The sequence below is a fragment of the Dokdonella sp. genome (assembly GCF_041395345.1).
Taxonomy (GTDB): Bacteria; Pseudomonadota; Gammaproteobacteria; order Xanthomonadales; family Rhodanobacteraceae; genus Dokdonella.
Window position 1 is genome coordinate 98,772 of sequence record NZ_JAWLAR010000014.1, and the last position, 22,683, is coordinate 121,454.

General features: G+C 61.3%; 20 protein-coding genes. 7 read left to right on the forward strand and 13 right to left on the reverse strand.

Going from position 1 to position 22,683, the window contains the following annotated elements; translation table 11 throughout:
- Window positions 1-639: 639 nt before the first annotated feature.
- Window positions 640-2,490: a M2 family metallopeptidase gene (locus R3F00_RS13560; protein WP_371282332.1), complete on the forward strand. Its 1,851-nt coding sequence runs from the start codon at window positions 640-642 to the stop codon at window positions 2,488-2,490.
- Between the two features lie 76 nt (window positions 2,491-2,566).
- Window positions 2,567-2,812, forward strand: coding sequence for a hypothetical protein (locus R3F00_RS13565; protein WP_371282333.1), 246 nt, complete (start codon window positions 2,567-2,569; stop codon window positions 2,810-2,812).
- 14 nt (window positions 2,813-2,826) lie between these two features.
- Here R3F00_RS13565 and R3F00_RS13570 read toward each other — a convergent pair whose 3' ends face one another.
- The gene (locus R3F00_RS13570) at window positions 2,827-4,053 is read right to left on the reverse strand and encodes a multidrug effflux MFS transporter (protein ID WP_371282334.1); all 1,227 of its coding nucleotides are present in this window, start codon (window positions 4,051-4,053) and stop codon (window positions 2,827-2,829) included.
- A gap of 126 nt (window positions 4,054-4,179) precedes the next feature.
- Between R3F00_RS13570 and crcB the strand changes: the two genes are divergently transcribed.
- The 3 genes from crcB (at window position 4,180) to R3F00_RS13585 (ending at window position 6,889) form a co-directional block, all read left to right on the forward strand.
- On the forward strand, window positions 4,180-4,566 hold the full coding sequence (gene crcB / locus R3F00_RS13575) for a fluoride efflux transporter CrcB (protein ID WP_371282335.1): 387 nt from the start codon (window positions 4,180-4,182) through the stop codon (window positions 4,564-4,566).
- Between the two features lie 15 nt (window positions 4,567-4,581).
- Complete coding sequence (cfa, locus tag R3F00_RS13580; protein ID WP_371282336.1) at window positions 4,582-5,700, forward strand: cyclopropane fatty acyl phospholipid synthase; 1,119 nt, start codon at window positions 4,582-4,584, stop codon at window positions 5,698-5,700.
- Between the two features lie 391 nt (window positions 5,701-6,091).
- Complete coding sequence (locus tag R3F00_RS13585) at window positions 6,092-6,889, forward strand: DUF5694 domain-containing protein (protein WP_371282337.1); 798 nt, start codon at window positions 6,092-6,094, stop codon at window positions 6,887-6,889.
- 12 nt (window positions 6,890-6,901) lie between these two features.
- Here R3F00_RS13585 and R3F00_RS13590 read toward each other — a convergent pair whose 3' ends face one another.
- The 6 genes from R3F00_RS13590 to R3F00_RS13615 all read right to left on the reverse strand — a co-directional run bounded on the left by R3F00_RS13590 (window position 6,902) and on the right by R3F00_RS13615 (window position 11,278).
- Window positions 6,902-7,684, reverse strand: a complete 783-nt coding sequence (locus R3F00_RS13590; RefSeq protein WP_371282338.1) for a DUF2063 domain-containing protein — start codon at window positions 7,682-7,684, stop codon at window positions 6,902-6,904.
- Entirely contained in the window at window positions 7,681-8,553 is an 873-nt protein-coding gene (locus R3F00_RS13595) for a DUF692 domain-containing protein (RefSeq protein ID WP_371282352.1), read from the reverse strand. Before R3F00_RS13595 ends, R3F00_RS13590 begins: the two co-directional genes overlap by 4 nt.
- Window positions 8,554-8,579: 26 nt before the next feature.
- The gene (locus R3F00_RS13600; RefSeq protein ID WP_371282339.1) at window positions 8,580-9,032 is read right to left on the reverse strand and encodes a hypothetical protein; all 453 of its coding nucleotides are present in this window, start codon (window positions 9,030-9,032) and stop codon (window positions 8,580-8,582) included.
- A gap of 191 nt (window positions 9,033-9,223) precedes the next feature.
- Complete coding sequence (locus R3F00_RS13605; RefSeq protein WP_371282340.1) at window positions 9,224-9,682, reverse strand: DoxX family protein; 459 nt, start codon at window positions 9,680-9,682, stop codon at window positions 9,224-9,226.
- Between the two features lie 94 nt (window positions 9,683-9,776).
- Window positions 9,777-10,565 carry a DUF3379 family protein gene (locus R3F00_RS13610; protein ID WP_371282341.1) on the reverse strand — a complete coding sequence of 263 codons (789 nt, stop codon included), beginning with the start codon at window positions 10,563-10,565 and terminating at the stop codon, window positions 9,777-9,779.
- Entirely contained in the window at window positions 10,562-11,278 is a 717-nt protein-coding gene (locus tag R3F00_RS13615; protein WP_371282342.1) for a sigma-70 family RNA polymerase sigma factor, read from the reverse strand. Before R3F00_RS13615 ends, R3F00_RS13610 begins: the two co-directional genes overlap by 4 nt.
- Between R3F00_RS13615 and parC the strand changes: the two genes are divergently transcribed.
- Both parC and R3F00_RS13625 read left to right on the forward strand, forming a co-directional pair.
- Window positions 11,277-13,517 carry a DNA topoisomerase IV subunit A gene (gene parC / locus R3F00_RS13620; protein WP_371282343.1) on the forward strand — a complete coding sequence of 747 codons (2,241 nt, stop codon included), beginning with the start codon at window positions 11,277-11,279 and terminating at the stop codon, window positions 13,515-13,517. The two genes, R3F00_RS13615 and parC, sit on opposite strands and share 2 nt — an antisense overlap.
- Before the next feature lie 16 nt (window positions 13,518-13,533).
- Window positions 13,534-15,921 carry a penicillin acylase family protein gene (locus R3F00_RS13625; RefSeq protein ID WP_371282344.1) on the forward strand — a complete coding sequence of 796 codons (2,388 nt, stop codon included), beginning with the start codon at window positions 13,534-13,536 and terminating at the stop codon, window positions 15,919-15,921.
- A gap of 103 nt (window positions 15,922-16,024) precedes the next feature.
- On the opposite strand, the gene R3F00_RS13630 is transcribed toward R3F00_RS13625, so the two are convergent.
- The 6 genes from R3F00_RS13630 to R3F00_RS13655 form a co-directional block, all read right to left on the reverse strand.
- A complete protein-coding gene (locus R3F00_RS13630) occupies window positions 16,025-18,037 on the reverse strand; it encodes a hypothetical protein (RefSeq protein WP_371282345.1) in 2,013 nt (670 codons plus the stop codon).
- Window positions 18,038-18,122: 85 nt separating this feature from the next.
- A complete protein-coding gene (locus R3F00_RS13635; RefSeq protein ID WP_371282346.1) occupies window positions 18,123-19,298 on the reverse strand; it encodes a hypothetical protein in 1,176 nt (391 codons plus the stop codon).
- Between the two features lie 14 nt (window positions 19,299-19,312).
- Complete coding sequence (locus tag R3F00_RS13640; protein WP_371282347.1) at window positions 19,313-19,993, reverse strand: hypothetical protein; 681 nt, start codon at window positions 19,991-19,993, stop codon at window positions 19,313-19,315.
- A gap of 20 nt (window positions 19,994-20,013) precedes the next feature.
- The gene (locus R3F00_RS13645) at window positions 20,014-21,219 is read right to left on the reverse strand and encodes a hypothetical protein (RefSeq protein ID WP_371282348.1); all 1,206 of its coding nucleotides are present in this window, start codon (window positions 21,217-21,219) and stop codon (window positions 20,014-20,016) included.
- 3 nt (window positions 21,220-21,222) lie between these two features.
- Window positions 21,223-21,942, reverse strand: coding sequence for a hypothetical protein (locus R3F00_RS13650; protein ID WP_371282349.1), 720 nt, complete (start codon window positions 21,940-21,942; stop codon window positions 21,223-21,225).
- On the reverse strand, window positions 21,867-22,683 hold an 817-nt coding region (locus R3F00_RS13655; RefSeq protein WP_371282350.1), incomplete at its 5' end, for a hypothetical protein. The genes R3F00_RS13655 and R3F00_RS13650, both read right to left, overlap by 76 nt.

Genomic DNA, 22,683 nt, shown 5'->3' on the forward strand with positions numbered 1-22,683 from the left:
ACCAACGCGGGCCCGGCTACGGCCTTGAACAATGCAGGCGAGACTCGCCCAGCCGCGGGCCGACTTGAGAGTTTGAACATGATTCCCCCTTGCTGCTCGAGACAAAAGCAAGAATCAGGCCAACCCGGGATTCCATTTCCTGGGGCCAGATGCCCTACGCCTCGATATCTCCGCCCTTTCGGGTCGGCTCCAACAACCTCACATCAATGCCCGAACGTCAGCATCGCGCGTGCACGAAAACCAGCTAGAGAATCCGTGCCAGACAGCGCATTTTGGCGAATAAAGCACCCGTGGCAGGCTGCCGGCACGAATTTACGTCAATGACGGAATTTGCACCAGCGCGAAATAGGGCCGATCTGAGCGACGAGGAACGGCGAAAACGCGAATCGCCGGTGTCACGCACGCGTATCGGCCCGGAAAATTCCGCGTCATGGACATTCCATTCCCGTCGCGCCGAGTCTTTGCCCGCAGTGACGGCAATTGCAACGAATTGTCAGCAGCGCACCTGCAAGCGGCGCGAGCACCCGCATGGGATGAGTTTGGGCAAGTATTGACCACTCGGTCGCAAGGCCCTTCCGGCCGGCTTGCAGGAAGCGCGGGACTCGGTCTAGCCTTCGTGTTCGATTCGGGAGATTTCGCATGAAGAAGTTCACCTACCTGCCGGTACTGGCCGGCGCACTCGCATTGGCCTCGTGCAACGCGACGCAGGAACCAGCAGGCGCTCCATCGGCCACGAACGCGCCCGCAGTCACCCCTGCGGATGCGGATGCCTTTGTCAGCAGCGTGAACCAGGAAATTCGCGACCACTATGTGGAGGACGTCGCCGCACAATGGGTGGCAGCCACCTACATCACCCCGGATACGGGCCTGCTCGAGGCCAAGGCCAACGAACGCGGCCTGATTCGTCTCAAGAACGCCATCGAGGCTTCGCGCAAGTTCGATGACGTAGCCGGCATCTCGCCGACCACGGCGCGCGCCCTGGAAATGCTCAAGCGCCAGAGCTCGATGCCTGCGCCGAAGGATCCCGATCATCTGGCCGAAATGGCGGAGATCGCCTCCAGGCTGGGTGCAGCCTACGGCTCCGGAAAGTACTGCAGCAATCCCGAAGACAAGAGCACCTGCAGGAATCTCAATGAGCTGTCCGAGACCCTGGCCAGCAGCCGCGACTGGGACGAGGATCTCGAAGCCTGGCAGGGCTGGCATTCCGTTGGCAACGGCATGCGTGCCGACTACACCCGATTCGCCGAGCTGCTCAATGAAGGGGCTCGCGATACAGGCTATGCCGACGCCGGCGAGGCCTGGCGCTCAGGTTACGACATGGACGCATCGGCGCTGCGCAGTGAGACCGATCGTCTCTGGGGTCAGGTCAAACCGCTGTATTCCCAGCTGCAGTGCTATGTGCGCGGCAAGCTCGAAGAGAAATACGCTGACAAGATGCCGGCCGACGGCACGATTCCGGCACACATCACGGGCAACATGTGGGCGCAGGACTGGTCGGCTCTCTATCCGATGGTCCAGCCGTTCCCCGGAGTCGCCGGTGTCGATCTGGATTCGGCGCTGAAAAAGCAGGACTACTCGGCCGAGAAGATGGTACGCAGCGCCGAGGATTTCTATCAGTCGCTCGGCATGCCGGCCCTGCCCGACTCCTTCTACGAACGCTCGATGCTGGTGCGTCCGCGCGACCGCGACGTGGTCTGCCACGCCAGTGCGTGGGACACCAATCTCGAAGGGGACGTTCGTATCAAGATGTGCATCAAGCCGACCGGTGAGGATTTCAACACGATCTATCACGAGCTTGGCCACATCTATTACTACCTGGCCTACAACGACTTGCCGCCCCTGTTCCAGACCGGCGCCCATGACGGCTTCCACGAGGCGATCGGCGATACGGTGCAGCTGAACCTGACCCCGGGCTACCTGCACCAGATCGGCCTGACCGGCGAGGCCAAGGCTGACGAGAAAGCGGTCCTCAACACGCAGATGCAACTCGCCCTGGCGAAAATCGCCTTCCTGCCATTCGGCAAGCTGATCGATGAATGGCGCTGGGGCGTCTTCGACGGGTCGATTCCGTCAGATTCTTACAATGCGGCCTGGTGGCAGCTGCGCCAGAAGTACCAGGGCGTCTCTTCGCCGATCGAACGGACCGAGCAAAACTTCGATCCGGGCGCCAAATATCACGTGCCGGGCAATACGCCCTACATGCGCTACTTTCTCGCCCACATCCTCCAGTTCCAGTTCCAGCGCTCATTGTGCGAAGCCGCCGGATTCAATGGCCCGTTGCATGAGTGTTCGGTCTATGGGAACAAGCAGGCCGGCGAAAAGTTCTGGGCCATGCTTGGCGAGGGCGCGAGCCAGCCGTGGCAGCTGACTCTCAAGCAGCTGACTGGCCAGGAACAGATGGATGCCAGCGCGATCCTGGACTACTTCGCACCGCTTAACGCGTGGTTGACCGAGCAGAATGAAGGAAAGGAGTGCGGTTGGGAGGGTTGAAGCAGTACCCTGTCCCCGGTTGCCTCGCATGTCTTCGGCAACCGGGGATTCCTGAAACGCAAAGACGGGTGTAGCCATGCAGCGCTGGGTAAAGATTCCGGACGGTCGATTTCTCGATGCCAATCGCATCGCCTATGTCGGCAAGGTCGAGACATTCAACCGCTTCGACGATGACGGCGTCGATATCGGCCTGTCCTATGCGGTCAACCTCGGCACCGATTTTCCGCGCGAATCCCAGATCAACGTCGTCGGCACCAAGGAAGAGATCTTCGCCCTGTTGCGCACCATCCTGGGCGGATCGGCGGCAACTCCACCCGCCTAGGCAGGCGCCGAGCCTCAGTGCTCCGTCGCGGCAAGCGCGCGTTGTCGCCGCTCAATCACGCGGAACCCACGCCAGGCGACGAATCCGCAAGTCGTGATGGCTGCGGCAGTCACGGACAACTTGAGTGCACTGTCGGACACCATCGGTGAAACGACACCCGCCAGTGTTGCGCTGATCATCAGACTGCAGAATGCCTGCAGGGAAGAGACTCCGCCACGGTGCGTGGGAAATCGATCCAGCAACTGCAGGGTCAGGGTCGGAAACGCCAGTCCGATTCCCATGGAATGCAACCCCAGCGGCAATACCGACCACGGCACCATAGGCCTGGGCAACAGCCAGGCCGCACCGATATTGATCGCCGAAGCACCGAGCATGATCGAATAGCCAAGCCTGACCGTGGCGTCGGCACTCAACCTTCCTGCTGTGCGCCCGGACAGGAACGACCCGAACATGAGACCGCCGATGGCCGGAATGAACAGCCAGGCGAACTGCTGCTCGTTGAGTTCGAGAAGTCCAAGGACGAATGCCGGCGCCGATGAAATGTAGACGAACAGGGCATTGAAACCAAAGGTGCCGGCACAGACCAGTGGAAAAAAGGCGCGATCCGAGAGGATATGCAGGTAGCTCCTGCCCATGCTGCGCGGCGATAGCGGCAGACGCCGTTCCTGCGGGTGGGTCTCCGGCAGCATGAACGCGCAGGCGACCCAGAGCACGCCGGCGAATGCGGCCAGCAACCAGAAGATCATCGGCCAGCGGGCGTAGGCAATGACCCAGCCACCAACAATCGGCGCGATCGCGGGAGCCACGCCAAAAATCATCGAGACGGTCGACATCAGTCTCTGCGCGGCCGCACCTTCGAAACAGTCGCGGATGATGGCACGCCCCACGATCATGCCCGAGCCTGCCGAGATACCCTGAATGGCCCGGTAAATGAGCAGTTCGCCGATCGAGTTCGACATTGCGCAACCCATCGAGGCCATCGCAAACACGGCGACGCCGCCGAGAATCACGTTGCGACGCCCCAGTGAGTCGGACAAGGGCCCATGCAGCAGGGACATCATGGCGTAGGCCACCATGTACACGCTCAGTGTCTGCTGCATGGCCAGCGGGCTCGCCTGCAATTGCGCGGCGATGGCCGGGAATGCAGGGAACATCGTGTCGATCGAAAACGGGCCGAACATGGCCAGGGCGCCAAGCAGCGGCGCCAGGCGGCGACTGCTTCTTGCGCCGACGGGTGTCATGGCAGGGTTCACTCGGTCCGGGATCCCTGCATGCTACGGATTGACGCCAGGCAAGTCATCCCGCGCGGCATCGATTAAGATTGAATGCATGGATACGACAGCGCTGCGAGCCGATCAGGTGCGAGCATGAATTTTCTGTCCGCCCTGGCCGTGGCGGGCGGCGCGAGCATCGGTGCGCTGGCTCGATGGACGCTGGGCCTTGCCCTCGATTCCGCCCTGCCTGGCATTCCGATGGGAACGCTGCTTGCGAATGTCATCGGCGGATTGCTGATGGGAATCGTGCTCGGCATGCTCGATCAGTTCCAGACGCTGCCGCTGGAATGGCGCCTGGCGATCACCACGGGATTTCTCGGGGGTCTGACCACGTTTTCGACGTTCACCGGCGAGACACTGAATCACTTGCTGCGCCAGCAATGGGGCTGGGCCGCCTCAATGATCACGGTACATGTGGTCGGCTCGATACTTGCTGCCACACTTGGTTTCGCCCTGGTCCGGGTAGCACTTCGCCACTAGCCCGGGGATGCCGCCATGCCCAGAGCCGACCTGAAATCACGAGTCACCGCCCTGCTTGCGGACTGTGGCGTCGAGGTTGACGGCGGCGCGCCCTGGGACCTTCGCGTCAACGACGACGCCTTCTATGCGCGTGTCATTTCGCACGGCTCGCTTGGCCTCGGCGAATCCTACATGGACGGCCAGTGGGATACGGATGACCTGGACGGGTTCATCCATCGGCTTCTGGTGGCGCGTGTGGATGAACGCGCCGCACGCCTTGACGACGTGCGCTTGTGGATCAAGTCCGAGCTTCTGAATCTGCAGCGCGGAAAGCGTGCCTATACGATCGCCAAGCGACACTATGACCTCGGCAATGATCTCTTCCACGCCATGTTGGGCAAGCGCCTGGTCTACAGCTGTGCCTACTGGCCTTCCTCCGAGACCCTGGACCAGGCTCAGGAAGCCAAGCTGGACCTGATCTGCAGAAAACTGGGATTCAAGCCCGGCATGCGCGTCCTCGACATCGGCTGCGGCTGGGGGGAAGCACTGCAGTTTGCAGCGCAACGCCATGGCGTTGTCGGCGTCGGCATCACGGTTTCCGTGGAACAGGCCGAATACGCACGCATGCTTTGCACGGACCTGCCAGTGGAAATTCGCGTGCAGGACTATCGCGAAATCAATGAGAAATTCGACCGCGTCTACTCGATCGGCATGTTCGAGCACGTCGGCAAGAAGAACTACGCAAACTACTTTGATGTCGTGCGGCGCTGCCTGACCGACGATGGCCTGACCCTGCTGCACACGATAGGTGGAAACACCTCATCGAACCACACCGATCCATGGATAGAAAAATATATTTTCCCCAATTCCATGATCCCGTCGGCTGCGCAGATCGCAAGGGCGGCAGAAAGGCATTTCGTTCTGGAAGACTGGCACGGATTCGGCCCGGACTATGATCGAACGCTGATGGCGTGGATCGAGAATTTCGATCGGGCCTGGCCCGACTTGTCGGCTCGCTATGACGAACGTTTCCGCAGGATGTGGCGATTCTATCTTTCTGCTTCGGCAGCAAGCTTTCGTTCCCGACGCGACCAGCTCTGGCAGATGGTTTTCAGTCCGCAAGGTGTCCCGGGCGGATATCCGGCTCAACGCTGATCAAGGCAACGCTGAACAAGTGGCGCAATCGTCATGGCATTCAGAAGGTCTGCCCGTCGTGCTGCGAGGCGAAGTGAAGGCGGGTGGCCTTGGCAAGACTCGCGGTGCGGCTGGCGGGCCTTCTGAAAGCCACCTGTTTCAGTAGAGAACCAATCTGCCAGGCGACGCCTGTCAGCGCGCAGCTCCTTTTTGCGCTGCCTCGAAGCGACTGCATGGATGCAGGAGGTAGAGCAACGCAGGAGCAGTTGCCGAGACGGCCGGTCCATCTGCGTCAGCGCACCGCGATCTGCACGCAGACAGACGTCGTGACGGTTGCGCCACTTGTTCAGCGTTGCCTTAAACCCTCCGCATGCATCCCGCATCTGAGGGACGATTGCAACGGAGAGCCGACATGTCGCGAGCCGCAACCGCTTTTCTGAGCCTGATCCTGGCGACTACGGCCAGTGCCGGGGCGCCTGTCGAGGTCATGATCCTCGGCACCTACCACATGGGCAATCCCGGCCTCGATCTGCACAACATGAAAGCGGATGACGTGCTCGCGCCAGAGCGCCAGAAGCAGTTGAAGGACGTTGTCGACAGCCTGGCTCGTTTCAGGCCAAATCGCGTAGCAGTCGAGCGCAATGCAGACGACCAACCGAATCACACCGTCCCTGTATATCACGATTACCTGGCCGGAGAGCGCCAGGAAAGTCGCAATGAGATCGACCAGATTGCCTTTCGCCTCGCGAAGAAACTGAATCTCGCCGAAGTCCATGGCATCGACGTCGACGGCAATTTTCCCTACGAAGCCGTGGAAGCCTTCGCGAAGAAGGCAGGTCGATATGCGGAGCTGGAGCAGGCAAGCAGTGACGTTGAGAAAAGGATGCAGGCGTTCAGTGCAAGGCAGCAGACATCGACCATTGGACAGCTTCTCTACTCGATGAATACAGCGCAAGCCATTCGTGACGATTCCAGCTTCTACATGAACCTGCTTTTCATGGGAGATGGCAAGACACAGCCTGGCGCTGAACTGGTCGGACAGTGGACCATGCGCAACCTGCAAATCTGCGCAAGGCTTGCCCAGATGGTCGAACCGGGTGATCGCGTCATCGTGGTGTATGGCGCTGGCCACAGCGCACTGCTGCGCCAGTGTGCAAGCGACATGCCCGACTGGAAGCTGATCGAACCCAACGACTTCCTGCCGCACTGAAGCAATCCCCGCTCAGCGTTCGTCTGTTCCTGCGATTGCGCCCTCATCGACCCATCGGCGCAGACAATCGATCGCCAGCGAAGGGACTTGATCGACGGGATGCGTCTGCGCCAGCCGCTCGCAGAGCTGGGCGAAGTTTCCTGCATCGCCGAGGCAGATTTTCAATGCAGCCAGTTCAACAGGGTCGACCGGGCGAAAGCGGGAAATGCGTTCCTCGTCACGCCAGATCAGATGCGCGGGCGCTGTTGACTCGGTAGCTGCTGGCGGAGCCTCTTCGTTCTTCAACGCCCGCCACACTTCCACCGTGTTGCAGCGGGTTTCCAGCAGCCGGACGCTTGGATGAAATCGCAGTCGCAGTCGTGGCCAGGAATCCGGCGGCCGTTGCTGCATGCTGGACCATTGCAGGCGCGGCGCGTCGGCCGCATCGAATGCATCGAGCAGCAGGCGTTCGAACGCGGCCAGTTCGGCGATCAGAGGGTGCGCAGAGAACGGTTCATTCCTGGTCAGCCAGTCGGGGGCCTGCTGCCCGAAGTCTCGCAACGAGCGCACGCGCGATGGACAGTCGTGGACAAATCGCGTGCAGAATTCCGACCACAGCGAATCGCCCAGGTAGACCGACAGGACGGGATGATCCGATTCGAGCGCCTCGTTCAATCGTGCCTGATAGGCATTTGCATAGATGGCGAGTCCCACATTGCTGTCCACGCTGCCCTGCCCGCACCAGCTGCGCGGAAACACCTGGCCACCCCGAACGTGGCCGAGGAAGTGACGTTCCAGTTCGCGAAGCGCAGTCATGCGCATGCTTCCATGCGGACTGCTGCATCCAGCTTGGCGCCGATCCGCCGCGCCTGATCGAGTTCGGCGACCAGTTCGGCCAACGGCGGAATGTGGTCGTCGCGCTCGATCATCGTGGTAACCGGACCAATCCGCTCGAGGGTGCGCGCATAGAGATCCCACACTTCCGTGCGAACCGGGTGGTCGTGGGTGTCGATCACATAGTCGCCGTAGTCGCTGTGCCCGGCCAAATGGATTTGCCAGATCCTGTCCGCTGGCAAGGAGGCCACATAGGCGTCGGCATCGTAGCCGTGATTGCGCGAGCTGACGTAGATGTTGTTGACGTCAAGCAGGATTCGACAACCGCTTCGGCGCACGATCTCTGCGAGAAACGCGGCCTCGTCCATCTCGGCATCGGCAAAGCCGACATAGGTCGAAACATTCTCGATGAGTATTTCACGGCCAAGAAAATCCTGAACTTCGGAAATCCTGGCGGTCACATGAGCGATGGCTTCTTCCGTGTAGGGCAGCGGCAACAGATCATGGCTGTTGATGCCGCCGTATCCGGTCCAGCACAGGTGATCGGAGATCCAGATCGGTTCGACATGACTGGCCAGGTCGCGCAGGCCACGCAGATAGTCCCGATCAAGCGGATCCGTGCTGCCGATCGAAAGCGAAACCCCGTGCATGGCAATCGGATAGCGCGAGCGAATGGCATCGAGATAGTGGCGCGGCTTGCCGCCTGCGACCATGAAGTTCTCGGAGATGATCTCGAACCAGTCAACTTTCGGGTCTTCCTGCAAGACCGCGTCAAAGTGCTCGGTACGCAAACCCAGTCCATAACCATGCCACGGGCGGATGCCCGAAGCCGGAGCTTCGGGCATCGGCATATTCACGCCGGCGGCGCGATTTCTCATCAGGACTTGGTGGTGCCGCCTACGTCGGCGCAAGTGCTGGCCGGAATGGCGACAAAACCCTGGCCCTTGCAACCACCCTGGCCCTTGCAGGCGTTGTCGGCGGTCTTGCAGTCATTGTGACCCTTGCACGCATTTGCGCCGTAGCATTTCACGACGTCGGTCTGTTCGGCCATGGCCATGCCTGCGGTCTTGTCCATCTTGCCGCCCATTGCGGTACAAGCGGCCTCGGTCGTTGCGACGAAACCCGTGCCCTTGCAACCGGCCTTGCCCTTGCAGGCGTTCTCGGCCGTCTTGCAGCCGTTGTGGCCCTTGCACGCATTCACGCCCATGCAGTGCCCGACTTCGGCCTTTGCGGCGGCATCACCGGCAAGCACCTGCCCGGAGGCACCGGCGAGACTGGCTGCCACGAGAGCGAGACTGAATCCTGAAATTCCAGCGCTGAGATTGTTCATTGTGATGTTCTCCAAGTGTAGTTGCAGTGTTGCGGCCTGACGGAAAATCCGTACACGGGCCGGTATTGGATCCATGCGCCTCTAGTGCGCGCTTTCACCATGACGATTTGACGAACAGCGCGAATGCGCAGGGCATGAGACCCGGCATTCACGCACAATCTTTCACCGATTGCTCGTTGCGGCCAATGCCTTCATTGGCTGCGCTGGTCGACGCTGCGCTGCAGCACATGATCAAGCGAGACGGTGCCCGGGCCTGCCACGCTGAGCCAGAGAAAGATTGCAAGATAGGCAAACTCGCTCAATCCCAGCAAATAGTCGAGCGAATCGACCTGATCCCAGAATACCGACTTGATCGCGACGACCATGACCACGATCAGCGGCGCGGAAAAGATTCGGGTGCACAATCCAAGTAGCAGCATGATGCCGCCCACGAACTCCAGTCCGGAGACAAACGGCGCCATGATCTCGGGCGCCATGACACCCCACTCGCGGAAATTCTCGGTGACTTGAGGCAAGGCGCCGAGCTTTCCCCAGCCAGCCCAGAGAAAGACCCAGCCGACGGTAATTCTGGCCACCAGCGGACCCAGCCAGGCGAAGTACGCCGAGACACGCTCGGGCCAGTTGATCAATGCATCGACGATGGGCTTCATTTTCAGATCTCCAGTTTGGCCACGGCATATCCCGGGCATGAGCGGACCCTGGCCGGAATCATGGAATCCGACCTGGTGGTTGTCTTGAGTTGCATCAGGGTGCGGCGTACTGCAGACGCATGACCGACGGGGGGATCTCGTCCTCCGGATTCGGCGGCGGAACATTCGCGACACCTTCGATCAGCGCGGATTTCCAGACCGTCTCTATGGCGTCGAAATCACGACTGTCGCTGGCCAGCATGACCAAAGCGCCATTCCCGATCGGAACTTCGCGGCCGCGCATGCCATCCTTTTCGAAATCAGCGCGTTCACGCGATGGCGGATCGACCACGTAGAAGACACTGACTGCGCCGCTGGGCTCGGGCATGACCATGTGCACGGTTCGGTAAGGACCTGCCGGGCACAGGTGCACGTAGTTGATGCCTTGCGGAACCGCCGACAACACGACACCGCGCGCCGCGAACGCGTCGATAACGGCGTCCTTGCCGACCGGATTGCCTGTCTCCGCACTTCCCACGTCATGATGATGCAAGTGCTCGACGACCAGGTTCGACAGCTCGGGCGGGGATTGCTGCCTCCCTGGCAAGGCGATCAGGGCAACGACAACCGATGCTGCGGCGGCAAGAATCAATGCACCGAACCCGCGCGCACGACTGCGGTTGCGTGCAACCTGGCGCTTCTCGGTCGTCTGCGCCAGCAGGATGCGATCAGCGAGGTTGCCCGGAACGGTCAGGTTGATCGCGCGCCGCAGGCGAATCTCGAGCGCATCGGCGCGTGCGCTGGCCGCAGCACAATTCGGGCAGGACTCCCGGTGCGCAACAAAGGCATCAAGGCGACTGGCTGGCTCGCTGCCCAGATGTCGGCGGAATTCAAGGCAATTCATAGCTCACTCACCTCGGCTACCGGGTCATCCAGACCCAGTTGCCCCTTAAGTTTCTGGCGTGCCCTAAACAATTGGGTCATCACGGCCGCTTCGCCAAGGCCGAGTTGCTCGGCGATCTCGGCGCAGGAAAAACCACCGAGGACCTGCAAGACAAGCGGCTCTCGATACTTCGGATCCAGTTCGGCGATGGCCCGGCGCAGCGCCGACTCCTCGGTACGGCGTTCCGGCGTCGGCTGCGGGTCCGGCAAGTCGAGATCGTCGATGTCATCGGACGGCATCGCCTTGCGCTCGAACAATCGCGCATGCTCGCGACGCAGAATCGTGATCAACCAGGCCTTGACCGCAGCGACCTCGCGCAGATTGTCGAGCGCACGCCAGGCTCGCAGAAACGTGTCCTGGACCAGGTCCTGAGCCAGTGCATCCTGGCCACACAACCAGTACGCATAGCGGTACAGGTCGGTGGAGTGTCCACGCACAAGGGCTTCGAACTGGTGTTGGCGACTGCTCATGGTCGATTGGACCGGCATCTTGGGCGTTTCCTTACAGTGGCAGGGGCCGAAAGTCCGCCTGTCAGGCATCGGGGTCAGCGACGGCTCAAGTCTCCGGGTAGCGCTCACCTGGCGCAAGCGGCAGCCGTGCGCGACGGGTCCCGATCCGGCACAATTCGCGGCTCGCGTCGCCCCTCCCGCAAACGCATCGAATCCGGAAATCATGACTCTGCAAGGCAACTACGAACAGATCGCGCTCAAGGACTACGCCGAGCGCGCCTATCTCGACTACTCGATGTACGTTGTGCTCGACCGAGCGCTGCCGTTTATCGGCGACGGTCTCAAGCCGGTCCAGCGCCGTATCATTTATTCGATGAGCGAGCTCGGCCTCAGTGCGGGAGCAAAGCCGAAAAAATCGGCGCGCACGATTGGCGACGTGATCGGCAAGTTCCATCCGCATGGCGACAACGCCTGCTACGAAGCCATGGTGCTGATGGCGCAACCGTTTTCCTACCGCTACCCGCTCGTTGGCGGCCAGGGCAACTTCGGCTCGCAGGATGATCCGAAATCGTTCGCGGCCATGCGCTACACCGAGTCGAAGCTGACCCCGATTGCCGAAGCCCTGCTCGAGGAACTCGGCCAGGGGACGGTCGACTGGACACCCAACTTCGATGGCACCCTGAAGGAACCGGCCTGGATGCCGGCGCGCATTCCGCACGTCCTGATCAATGGCACCACCGGCATCGCCGTCGGCATGGCAACCGACATACCTCCGCACAATCTTCGCGAAGTCGCCACCGCCTGCATTCGCCTCCTCGACGAACCGAACGCCAGCATCGAAGATCTCTGCGAGCACGTTCGCGGCCCGGACTATCCGACCGAAGCGGAAATCATCACGCCAAGGAGTGAACTGCTCAACCTGTACTCGACCGGAAACGGTTCACTGCGTGCTCGAGCCATCTATCAGCGCGAGGATGCCAACATCGTCATCACGGCGTTGCCGCACCAGGTTTCCCCATCGAAAATCATCGAGCAGCTCGCGGCGCAGATGCGGGCGAAGAAACTGCCGATGATCGAGGACGTGCGTGATGAATCCGATCATGAAAATCCGATCCGTCTGGTCCTGATCCCGCGTTCCAGCCGGATTGATGCGGACGAGCTCATGCCTCATCTGTTCGCCACCACGGACCTCGAAAAGAGCTACCGTGTCAATCTGAACATGATTGGTCTGGACGGACGACCGCAGGTCAAGAACCTCAAACAGATCCTCACCGAATGGCTGCGCTTCCGCACGGATACGGTAACTCGGCGCCTGCAGCATCGACTCGAGAAAGTCGAACGCCGCCTGCACCTGCTCGAAGGCTTGCGCATTGCCTACCTCAATCTCGACGAGGTTATCCGCATCGTCCGCAGCGAAGACGAACCCAAGCCGGTGCTCATGAAGCGCTTCGCGCTCAGCGAGGAACAGGCCGACTACATTCTTGAAACGCGCCTGCGTCAGTTGGCGCGACTTGAAGAAATGAAGATCAATGCGGAACGCGAGGAGCTCGAGCTTGAGCGCGCGAGGATCAACGTTCTGCTGAATTCGAAGGCACGCCTGAAGACGCTGATCAAGGACGAGTTGCGCGACGATGCGATGAAGTTCGGTGACGACCGGCGTTCGCCGCTTGTTGCCCGTGCCGCGGCACAGGCCCTCGACGAGGCAGCCCTGGTGACCAGCGAGCCGACCACGATCGTGCTTTCGGTCAAGGGCTGGGTACGTGCCGGCAAAGGACATGAACTCGACGCAGCGGCCTTGAACTACCGCGAAGGCGACAGCTTGCTGGCCTTCGCCAGAGGACGCACGACACAACATGCCGCGTTCATCGACTCTACCGGACGCAGCTACTCTGCGCCCGCGCATTCGCTGCCATCGGCGCGCGGCAACGGTGAGCCGCTCAGCGGGCGATTCAGCCTTCCGGCAGGAGCCCAGTTCGATACCGTGGCGATTGCCGAACCCGGCACGCGCCTGGTACTCGCCTCGACGCTGGGTTACGGCTTCGTGACCCGCTTCGAGAACCTGCTGGGCACCAAGAAGGCCGGCAAGCAGCTCATGAACCTGGACGAAAAGGCCCACGTGCTGAACCCGGCGATAGTCGAGGATTCCGCTCGCGACCGCATTGTCGTCGCCACCAGTTCGGGACATCTGCTGATGTTCTCGGTTGCCGAACTGCCCGAGCTCGACAACGGCGGCAAGGGCAACAAGCTGATCGAGATCCCGAAGCCCAAACTGGCTGCCGGCGAACGCGTGGTGGGTGTGGCCGTCGTTGCTGAAGGCAAGGGCGAAGCCACGCTGTTCGCCGGGCAACGCAAGCTGATTCTGAAGTGGGCCGACCTGGTTGAGTACGGCGGCAACCGCGCCACGCGCGGCAGTCTGTTGCCCCGCGGCTTCCAGCGCGTCGAACGCATCGAGACCAGCGCATGACGAACGGAGCCGCCTGATGAAGAAGTCCACACGCTGGCTGGTCCGCGTTCTTGTCGCCCTTTCGCTACTGGTCATCGCCTTGACCATCACGGGCTGGCTGCTTCTTCGCGGAAGCCTGCCGCAACTGGATGGCCTTGTCGTCACCTCTGAAGTGGGCGCCGAGACCACGCTCGATCGTGATGAGCGTGGCACGGTGACCATCACCGGCTCGAGTCGAAACGATGTTACCTGGGCACTGGGCTATGTGCATGCGCAGGAACGGTTTTTCGAGATGGACCTGATGCGCCGCAGCGCCGCCGGCGAACTGGCCGAGCTGTTCGGTGCGGCTGCGCTGCCGATTGATCGACGCGCCCGGGCGCATCGCATGCGCGCACGCGCCGAGGCGGCCCTTGCCCTGTTGCCGGAATCCGAGCGCGCGCAGATCGAGCGCTATCGGGATGGCGTCAATGCCGGACTGAACGATCTGGGCACTCGTCCATTTGCATATCTGCTGACCGGCACCCGACCGCGCCCCTGGGCCAGCGCGGACACCGTGCTTGTTGTCGATGCCATGTACTTCACCCTGAACGACGCCGCCAACACGCGCGAGCTCGCGTTCGCACGCATGCGCGATGCCCTGCCGGATTCGGCCTGGCAGTTTCTTTCCGCCACCGGCGGTCGCTGGGATGCGCCGCTGACTGGACCACCCATGCGCTGGCCGGATCCGCCGCCTGCCACCGACCTCGACCTGCGTGCGCTCGACGCCTCCCTGTTGCGAAACGGGACAGCCGGCTCCGATGACGTTCCTGGCAGCAACAGTTTTGCCGTGAACGGCGCCCTGGCTGGCGGGCCTGCCCTGCTCGCAAACGACATGCACCTCGGGCTGGGCGTGCCCGGGCTCTGGTTTCGTGCCCGTCTGATCTATCCGAATACACGCCGTCCGGGCGAAACCGTCGACGTCTCAGGCGCCAGCCTGCCGGGTACGCCCGCGATTGTCGCCGGGAGCAACCGCTCGATCGCCTGGGGCTTTACCAACAGCTACGGAGATTTCACCGATTGGGTTCGCGTCGTTGCCGACCCGGATGATGCGGATCGCTACCTGACCGCCGCGGGCAGCGCGCCCATCGCCACCCAGTCGGAGACGATCCTGGTCAAGGGCTCGGCACCTGACGTACTTGAGATCAAGGAAACACAGTGGGGCCCGATCCTTGCCAGCGACGCCGACGGCACACCGCTCGCCCTGGCATGGACTGCACACCGCGAGGGTGCAGTAAACCTGGAGTTGCTGCGCCTTGAACTGGCAGAGACATCCGACGAAGGCATCGCCATTGCCCAGAACGCCGGCATGCCCGCCCAGAATTTTCTCGTCGCGGACCGCTTCGGCAGCATTGCCTGGACTATTGCCGGGCGCATTCCGGTCCGGGTGGGCGGATTCGATCCACGCCTGCCCGCAGACTGGAGTACGCCGGAAACCGGCTGGAACGGATGGCTGGCCACGGCCGATTATCCGTTGATATCAAATCCACCCTGGCAGCGACTGTGGACGGCCAACGCGCGCATTGTCGACGAAGGCAGGCATCTGGACGTGCTCGGGGATGGCGGCTACGACCTCGGCGCGCGCCAGCAACAGATTCGCGATGACCTGCTTGGCAAGGAACAATTCACCCCGACCGACATGCTCGAGATCCAGCTGGATGACCGCGCCGTGTTTCTCGATCCGTGGCGGAAAAGGCTGGTCAAGCTGCTCGAGCACAGCGCGGGGACGCCGCAGCGGGCGAAGATCCAGCAATCGCTTGCGGATTGGGAGGGTCGGGCATCGATCGACTCGGTCAGCTACCGGATCGTTCGAGCCTGGCGCAATGAAGTGAAGGACACGGTGCTCGATGCATTTGCCGGTGCCGTGCGTGTACGTTATCCGGATTTCGAGATGCCCAAGCTGGGTCAGGCTGAACATGCAATCTGGATGTTGCTCGAGAAACAGCCGCTGCATCTGTTGCCACCGAACTATCCGAGTTGGGAGGCCTTGCAGATGGCCTGCCTGGATCGCGTGGCCGCGCGCCTCGAGTCGCATCCCGGGGGTATCGAAGTGAGGACCTGGGGCGAACGCAACATGGCCCGCATTACTCATCCGCTGTCGCGCGCCTTGCCCGGCTTCATTTCACGCCATCTCGACATGCCCGCCGACCGGTTGCCCGGCGACAGCAACATGCCGCGCGTACAGGGACCGAAATTCGGCGCATCGGAGCGCTTTGCCGTCGCGCCCGGCGACGAGGAGAACGGTTATTTCGAATTGCCGGGCGGACAAAGCGGCCACCCTCTCTCACCCTACTATGGCGCGGGTCATCAGGATTGGGTCGAAGGAAAACCGACTCCATTCCTGCCCGGACCTGCACGCCACTCGCTGCGATTTGCCCCCGGCTCCTGACCAACTTTAATCCTTCGGGCCAGGCGGGCGCCACGCGCCCGCTCGTGCCTGACCCGAGCGCCGAGCGCGCACGTCCATCCGCTGAAACGCGGTTGGTTGCTGGTTACGGCGATTCGAAACCGTGGGCGAATATCACGTCGTTGACCGGCACCAGCAATGTTGTACTGAGGCTGGCCGGCAGACCACTCTGGGCGATGTGCAGGCTGGCGCTGCCTGGGCCCGAAGGGCCGTTGGCAACAAACGAGAAGCGATACAGCGTGCCCCAGTTGAGCGGATTCAAAACCGCTGGCGTATTCGCCGGCGGATTCGGATTCGCCGGAGCGGTCCATGTCACGTTTCCGCCAGCGCTGGAAGCAGTCCAGTCATTGCCGGAATCCATGTCCCCATCGCTGAAGTTCAGGCTGCTGATATTGATACCGGCTGCAACGGGCAGGCTGAATCGATCGAAGCCGAAGTTGTGCACGACGCGCAGATTGGGCTCGCTGCCTTCCGTGAAGGCCCGAGCGAAATCGTAGTTCATCACCACGTAGTCGTAGCGCCAGGCGCCGCCGCCCAGATCGAATACCTTGACCCCCACCTTGACATGGCCCTCGGCGCTGGCGAGCTCCTGCTCGACCTTTGTTGATACCGGCACGGCAAGCTCGAACCAGCGATCAAAAGCGGAACCCAGCCGATAGTTGGTCCCAGTGCCGATATTCCAGATTGATCCGGTCCAGCTCGGCGTCACCGACTTGGTCGCCATCGAGTTGTAGATGTTGATGTCCTCGCGGGCGAGGTACCAGGACTCGAACAGGTAGCTGGCTCCGGGGTTGCTGGCGGACGCGATCTGCGATTCGGCGACGATCAGGCGTTGCGAGTAGCTGGTATTGCCGGATGAATTCGAATTGCCATCGCAGTTCGTGTCATAGATCGATCCGCACCGCCCCCACTGGTTGGTCGCGGGAATGATCTCGGAGCGTGGCCCAAGATCGTTGTTGCTGTCATTGTTGCCGGTACCGTAGGTGTCGGAACATTGACGGCCAAGCACGTGCGAATTGGTGCCGTGGCCCGACGCACAGCCCTGGTTGGTGGTCAGGAACGCGTGCTTGACGCCGGACCGACCAATCTGGTCGATGCTGCCATCGGGATTGATCCGGTACATGTTCCAGATCAGATAGGGATGCTGGTCGTTTCCATACGGCGCAAACGTGCCTGAGAACTTCTGATACCACGGAATATCGGCCGTCCACAGCGCCGTGCTGGTGCCCATCGGATCACCCGGAATGGTCGCTGCAGGGGAACCGTTGTTGACGTTGTTCCTGAGCGTGGAACTGGGCGTGAAGACAACCTGACTGTTTGGCGACACTCCGGTGCAACCCAGGCAACGGCTGTATTGCGGCGTGAACACCTGCATGAACAGGTCAGCCTGGTAGACAGTCCCTGCCGGCTGACCGGCCACCTGTGTTCCATGCCAGTCGTATACGCCGCCGCCATTCGGTTCGGCACCGGATCCCTGATGCAGCACCTGGGTGGTCATCTGCATGTCGGCGATGGCCCAATCCGCCACTTCGGGATGGCCAAGCCGCACGGCCAGTGCCCGGCTGATGCGCAGATCCATCTCGCGCACCGCGAGAATCCTGTTGTCTTCGACGATTTCGTACATCAGGCGATCGATGTAGAACCAGGCCTGTCCATCGGCGCCGACCAGATCGAGCACCAGTGGATCGTTCTCGCGCGTGCGAATGCGGAAATCGGTCAGATCGATGTCGCCTGCTGCGCTTTTCAGGACATAGCCGCCGCGCGCCTGCAGCGAACCGCCAGCAAAGGATTGAAGGTTGCCATTGCCGACGTTGAATTCGAGGCTGCCCGCCTGACGCAGTTCGAAACGCTCATGCTCTCGCCAGCTCAACTCCGGCAGCATCCCGCTGGGTCGCTCGATCGTCAGACCCAGATCTCCGGCCAGGTCACGATTCCAGCGCACGCCAACCGTGCCGCCCCAGGCAGACCAGTTCTGCGTCGCCTGGGCATCGCCCGGATACCCCTGCCCATTGGCCGACAAGACAGGCTGGCCGACCGCAAATACCGCGAACGCGATGGCGATTCTTGCTGCGGAATACAGGTACTTGTGAGATTTCATGGCGCTAGTTCCAATGTGGATCTGCAAGGGGCCCGATTCTGGCTTGGTACGGGCTGACGCTTCCAGCAAGGCCCCTGGCTCGCTGCTATTCGAAGCCGTCGCGGAAGATGGGCCAGTCTCCAATCTGTGTCATGGTCGGTCCGCCCTGCTTGCAAACCATCGAGTTCTGCGGCTCACACGTGGCTCCGGAACATCCGGGCGGCCAGTCAGTGCCATTCACGTCGCGAACGCTCGTTCGGTAGTAGAACACCACGTCCGTATCCGCAATGCTCTGATTGTTGGCTATGTTTCCGGAAGCCATCGTGCAATCGCCCAGGTTGTTGTTCGCCTGGTCCGCATATTCGTTATTGACAAAGCGGCTGCCAATCACGTCGATCGTGTGAAATCCACGACCGGACTGGTTCGGTGGATTGTAATCGTTGCTGCCGGATACGATTCGGTAGCCGTAGCCGCCCTTGGTCGTGATGACGTCCCAATAGGTTGGCCCGCCGCCGGGGCCGCCTGTCTGGCTGCGCAATCCGGTGAATTCGGTCGATTGGGGAACGCCATTGGCAAGAATGGCGTTGTTGCCGGCGCCATCGATGTCGAGATCGAAACGCCAGTAGTTGTGATGCCAGTGGGTGAGGTTGTTGTTGGTGCCGTCCCGGTTGCCAAAACCGAACTCTGGCTGGATGTCGCCATTGGCCCAGAACACATAACGCCCGGTGTACTGGTACCAGGCAGCAGAATATTGCGAAGTCAGGACAACATGGTCACCCATGTCCTCGATGGAGACACCGCCGCCAGACATGCAATCGCCCGACGTGAACGGGCTGCCAGGCAGTCCCGGCCACGGACAACTTCCATAAGAAGTCGTGGCGGCCTGGGAAACATCACAGGTAGTCGTGGCCAGGAAACTCCCCGGAATTCCCAGCATGTTGCGGACAGGGGGAGTAGCCGCAAACGTCGCATCCGCGTCCTTCCAGTCGCGGTAGCAGGTACTGCTGTTGCGGTACTCCGCAAACAGGATCGGCGCATGCAGGCGCTTGGCCACCAGGATGCCCTTGTAATGGATATCGCGTAGTTCCAGCCCTGACCCATCGGCTGCGACGCTCTGGCTTGGCCGCACCCAGCACATCTCCCAGATGGGATTAGCGGCCGGCCACTTCACCAGGTTTCCGCCCCAGAGGGCACAGTCGGCCCCGGCGGCCATGGCCGAACCGGAGGCGAGGAGTCCGGCAATCGCCAATCCGGCCAGTTTCATGCAGCTCAGCTTTTTCACAGGAGTTGCTCCCCTCAGGATTTGCCTGGAATGAGATCCGGAAACCGATCCGGATCCAGTTGTGGGTGAATCACGCGGCGAGTCATCAGATCGACTATGGAATGGGCCACGTGCCGCTGGCCATCGCCTTCGGAAACAATCACATGCAGGCAACGGGATCCCTCTCCGCAACCGGGATCATCGGGCTCGCGATAGGCGAACCCCGCATAGTAGTTCATGTCGCCCTGCTTGAAGAGGCCAGCAAGCCGCGGATCCTCGCGGGTCAGAGCAATGGCCAATTCGAGCTCGCGATCGGTGAAGCTGATCGTCGTACCCGGCAATTGCGTACGCCGGAGCTCAAGCCCGCTCTCGTCATAGACCTTTTCGACGGCCGTACCTGCGCGGTAATCCCAGGCATATTCGACGAGAACCCGCTTGTTTTCGCCATCAAGCGTGAATACGTCCTGGTAACGCCGCACGGGCACATAGTCGGGCAGCAGAATGCTTCCGGACGACAGGGTGGTGTCGACGTTGCGCCCGCCAACCCCCGATGAGGCGGAAAGCGGGCGCAGCTTGTCGGCGTTCGTTCCCGCTTCCCGGTCTTCCGGCGAACCCTGCGCAAGCTTCGTGGCAGTGGTCTGGCAGCCGGCCAAGGCTGCCGATGCCATTACCAGAACAACGATCTGACGCGATACCCAGGAAGAATATCTGCTCATGCCGGATTTCCAGAATCGGCTCACCGGAACCGATTGGCTCCTGGCACAAAGATGTCAAAGCCGTTGGCGAAGATGAATTCGTTCCATGGGCCGATCGGATAGAGGGTCGGACCGGCCTTCTTGCAGATCATGGAATCCTGCGGAATGCAGCTGCCTCCGCTGCACCCGTTTGGCCAGCTGTTGGCGGTCGCATCGCGCACGGAAACCCGATAGTAGATCGCCTGGTTGTTGTTGGCGATGCTTTCGCCATTGACCAGCGCGCTTTGGTCCATCGTGCAATCGAACAGATCGTAGTTCGGGTCATCGCCGTACTCGCCAGCGTGTGCCTGGGTCGCCATGAAGTCGACGGTGTGGAAATTCCGCCCGGACTCGTTGGTGCCGACCAGATAGTCGTTCGCGCCAGGAGCAAGGCGATATCCGTTGCCGGTCACCGGGTTGCGAACTTCCCAGGTCGTCTGCGTTCCGCCCGGGCCACCGGTCGCATCACGCAGATCGGTAAATTCCGTTGTCTGGTCGACGCCATTGATACTCACGGAATTGTTGCCCTGACCATCGATGTCGAATTCGAAGCGCCAATAATTCGTGTGCCAGTGGGTCACGCTGTTGAAGGTTCCGTTGCGATTGCCGAATCCGAAACTCGGCATCATGCGGCCATCCGCATAAAACTCGAATCGAGAGGCGTACATGTACCAGTCGGCACGATATTGCGCCGTCAACCGAACATGATCACCGAGGTCTTCGATGGCCAATCCAGCCGTGCAGTTGTACCCGCCCGGTATGGTCAGCGAAAACGGGCAGATGCCGTAGGAAGTGGTGGGGGAATTCGAGCGATCGCACGAGGTGATCGCAGGTTCGCCACCGTTCGGAATCGAGCCCAACTGGTTCTGCACGACAGCAGCGGCAAGTGTCGGCGTTGGCTCATCCTTCCAGTCGCGATAGCAGTCGCCGCCCTGGCCTCCGTTGTACTCGGCGAAAAGCATCGGCGCGTGTGCACGGCGCATGACCAGTTGCCCGTTCCAGTAGACGTTGCGCAGCTCCATGCCCGAGCCGCGCGGTCCGACGCTGTCGCCCGGATCAAGCCAGCACATTTCCCAGATCGGATTGATCGCTGGCCAGCTCAGCTTGGTCTCCGGAAAGACGCACGTCGGTGAACCGCCCGCTTGCGCGGTCGACATTCCGACAAGAACAAGAATCGCCACCAGCATCAAACGCTTGCATATGTTCATGTTTCAATTTTCCCCGTTGTTGCCGGAGAGCTTCTCGCCCAGCGGCTGATAGTCAGGATAAACAACTTGATCGGTCATCAGGTCCACAACTGAATGAAGAATAGCCGTGTTTCCACCGTCGACGGCGGCTATGGCGCGAATGCAGCGCGAGCCGCGGTCGCACCAGGGATCACCCGGCATGCGCACGGCGAAACCGCCCGCCCAGAACATGACCTCGGGCTTGTTGACGATGTCGCGAGTGCGCGGATCGGCACGCACAAGGGCTTCCACTCTTGCGCTCTCTGCCGGTGTCAGGCTCAGGTCGGCACCGGGCGGTTCCACTTCGCTGATGATCTTTCCGGCGGGATCATAGGTGCGAACGATGTTGACACCTCGATCATAGTCCCAGCCATGCGTCACCGTGCATCGTTCATCGTCGGCGCGCTGATCCTGGTCCGGGCAGAAGTCGGTGACTTTTCGTGACTCCACATAACCTGTCATTCGGCCTGCATGATTGTCGGCGGATACCACCTCGGATCCGGTTCGATCCGCGCAGCCTCCGATCAACACCGCCATCATCACCAGTGCGGTGCAAACCCCTGATGTTCTTGCAGCTCCAGCGAGCCACGTCGAGCTCTTGAGCCTGTTGCGGGATTCAATTGCAGTCATCAGCCGGGCCCCGTGACACTGGAAATATTGCCCGCACGCTTGGGCGGCGATTTGCCGTACGCGGGGTTGTTCCACAGCTGGAACATGTATTCGCCTCGCGACACCGACTGCGGACCGACATCGAAGGGTCGACCCGGTCCACCCGAGCAGAGCATGTTTTCCGCGGGCACCGCGGGTGCTGCCACCGCTTCGTCGCGCAAGAACTCGATGTACTCCTTGCTCGATACCTGAAACTGCAGCTCCGCATCCACACGTACCGGCAAGTCCATGCCGGCTGGCAAGACAAAGATGTAGTCGGTGGAATCGTAATTGACCAGAACGCCCGAACCGGGAGAAGTTTCCGGATAGGTGTAGCCGACTGGACGCAACTCGTCGCCATTGGCATCGCCGGGACTGGCCGGGCTGAAGCCCAGCGGCGGAATGCGGTTGTCCTTGGCGATGCAGTCGTTCAGGACGAAATGGAACTGCTTCTTGCCCGCCTCTTCGGTCTTGCATTCGCCCGGGGCTCCCGGTGTCCAGATGCCTTGCAGGGTCTCGTAGACCTTGGCCTGTGGATCGAGGGTCAGATCGCCGGTCAGTGCGTCGTAGGCCGCGCTCTCGGCGACGACGGCATCGGTGTCGCTGACCGCCTTGACGTTCAGCCACATGCGCCGACCTTCGGCGTACCCGGTGGGCAACTTGTGGCCACTGAGATTGGTCACCTTGACGCGCACGCTGATCGAGCCTGCCGTCATGGCAGTGGGCGCCGCATAGGCGAGGATGCTGGTCTCCACCTGGGCGCTGGATTCCAGCATGGCGATGGCGCTTGCCGTCGTG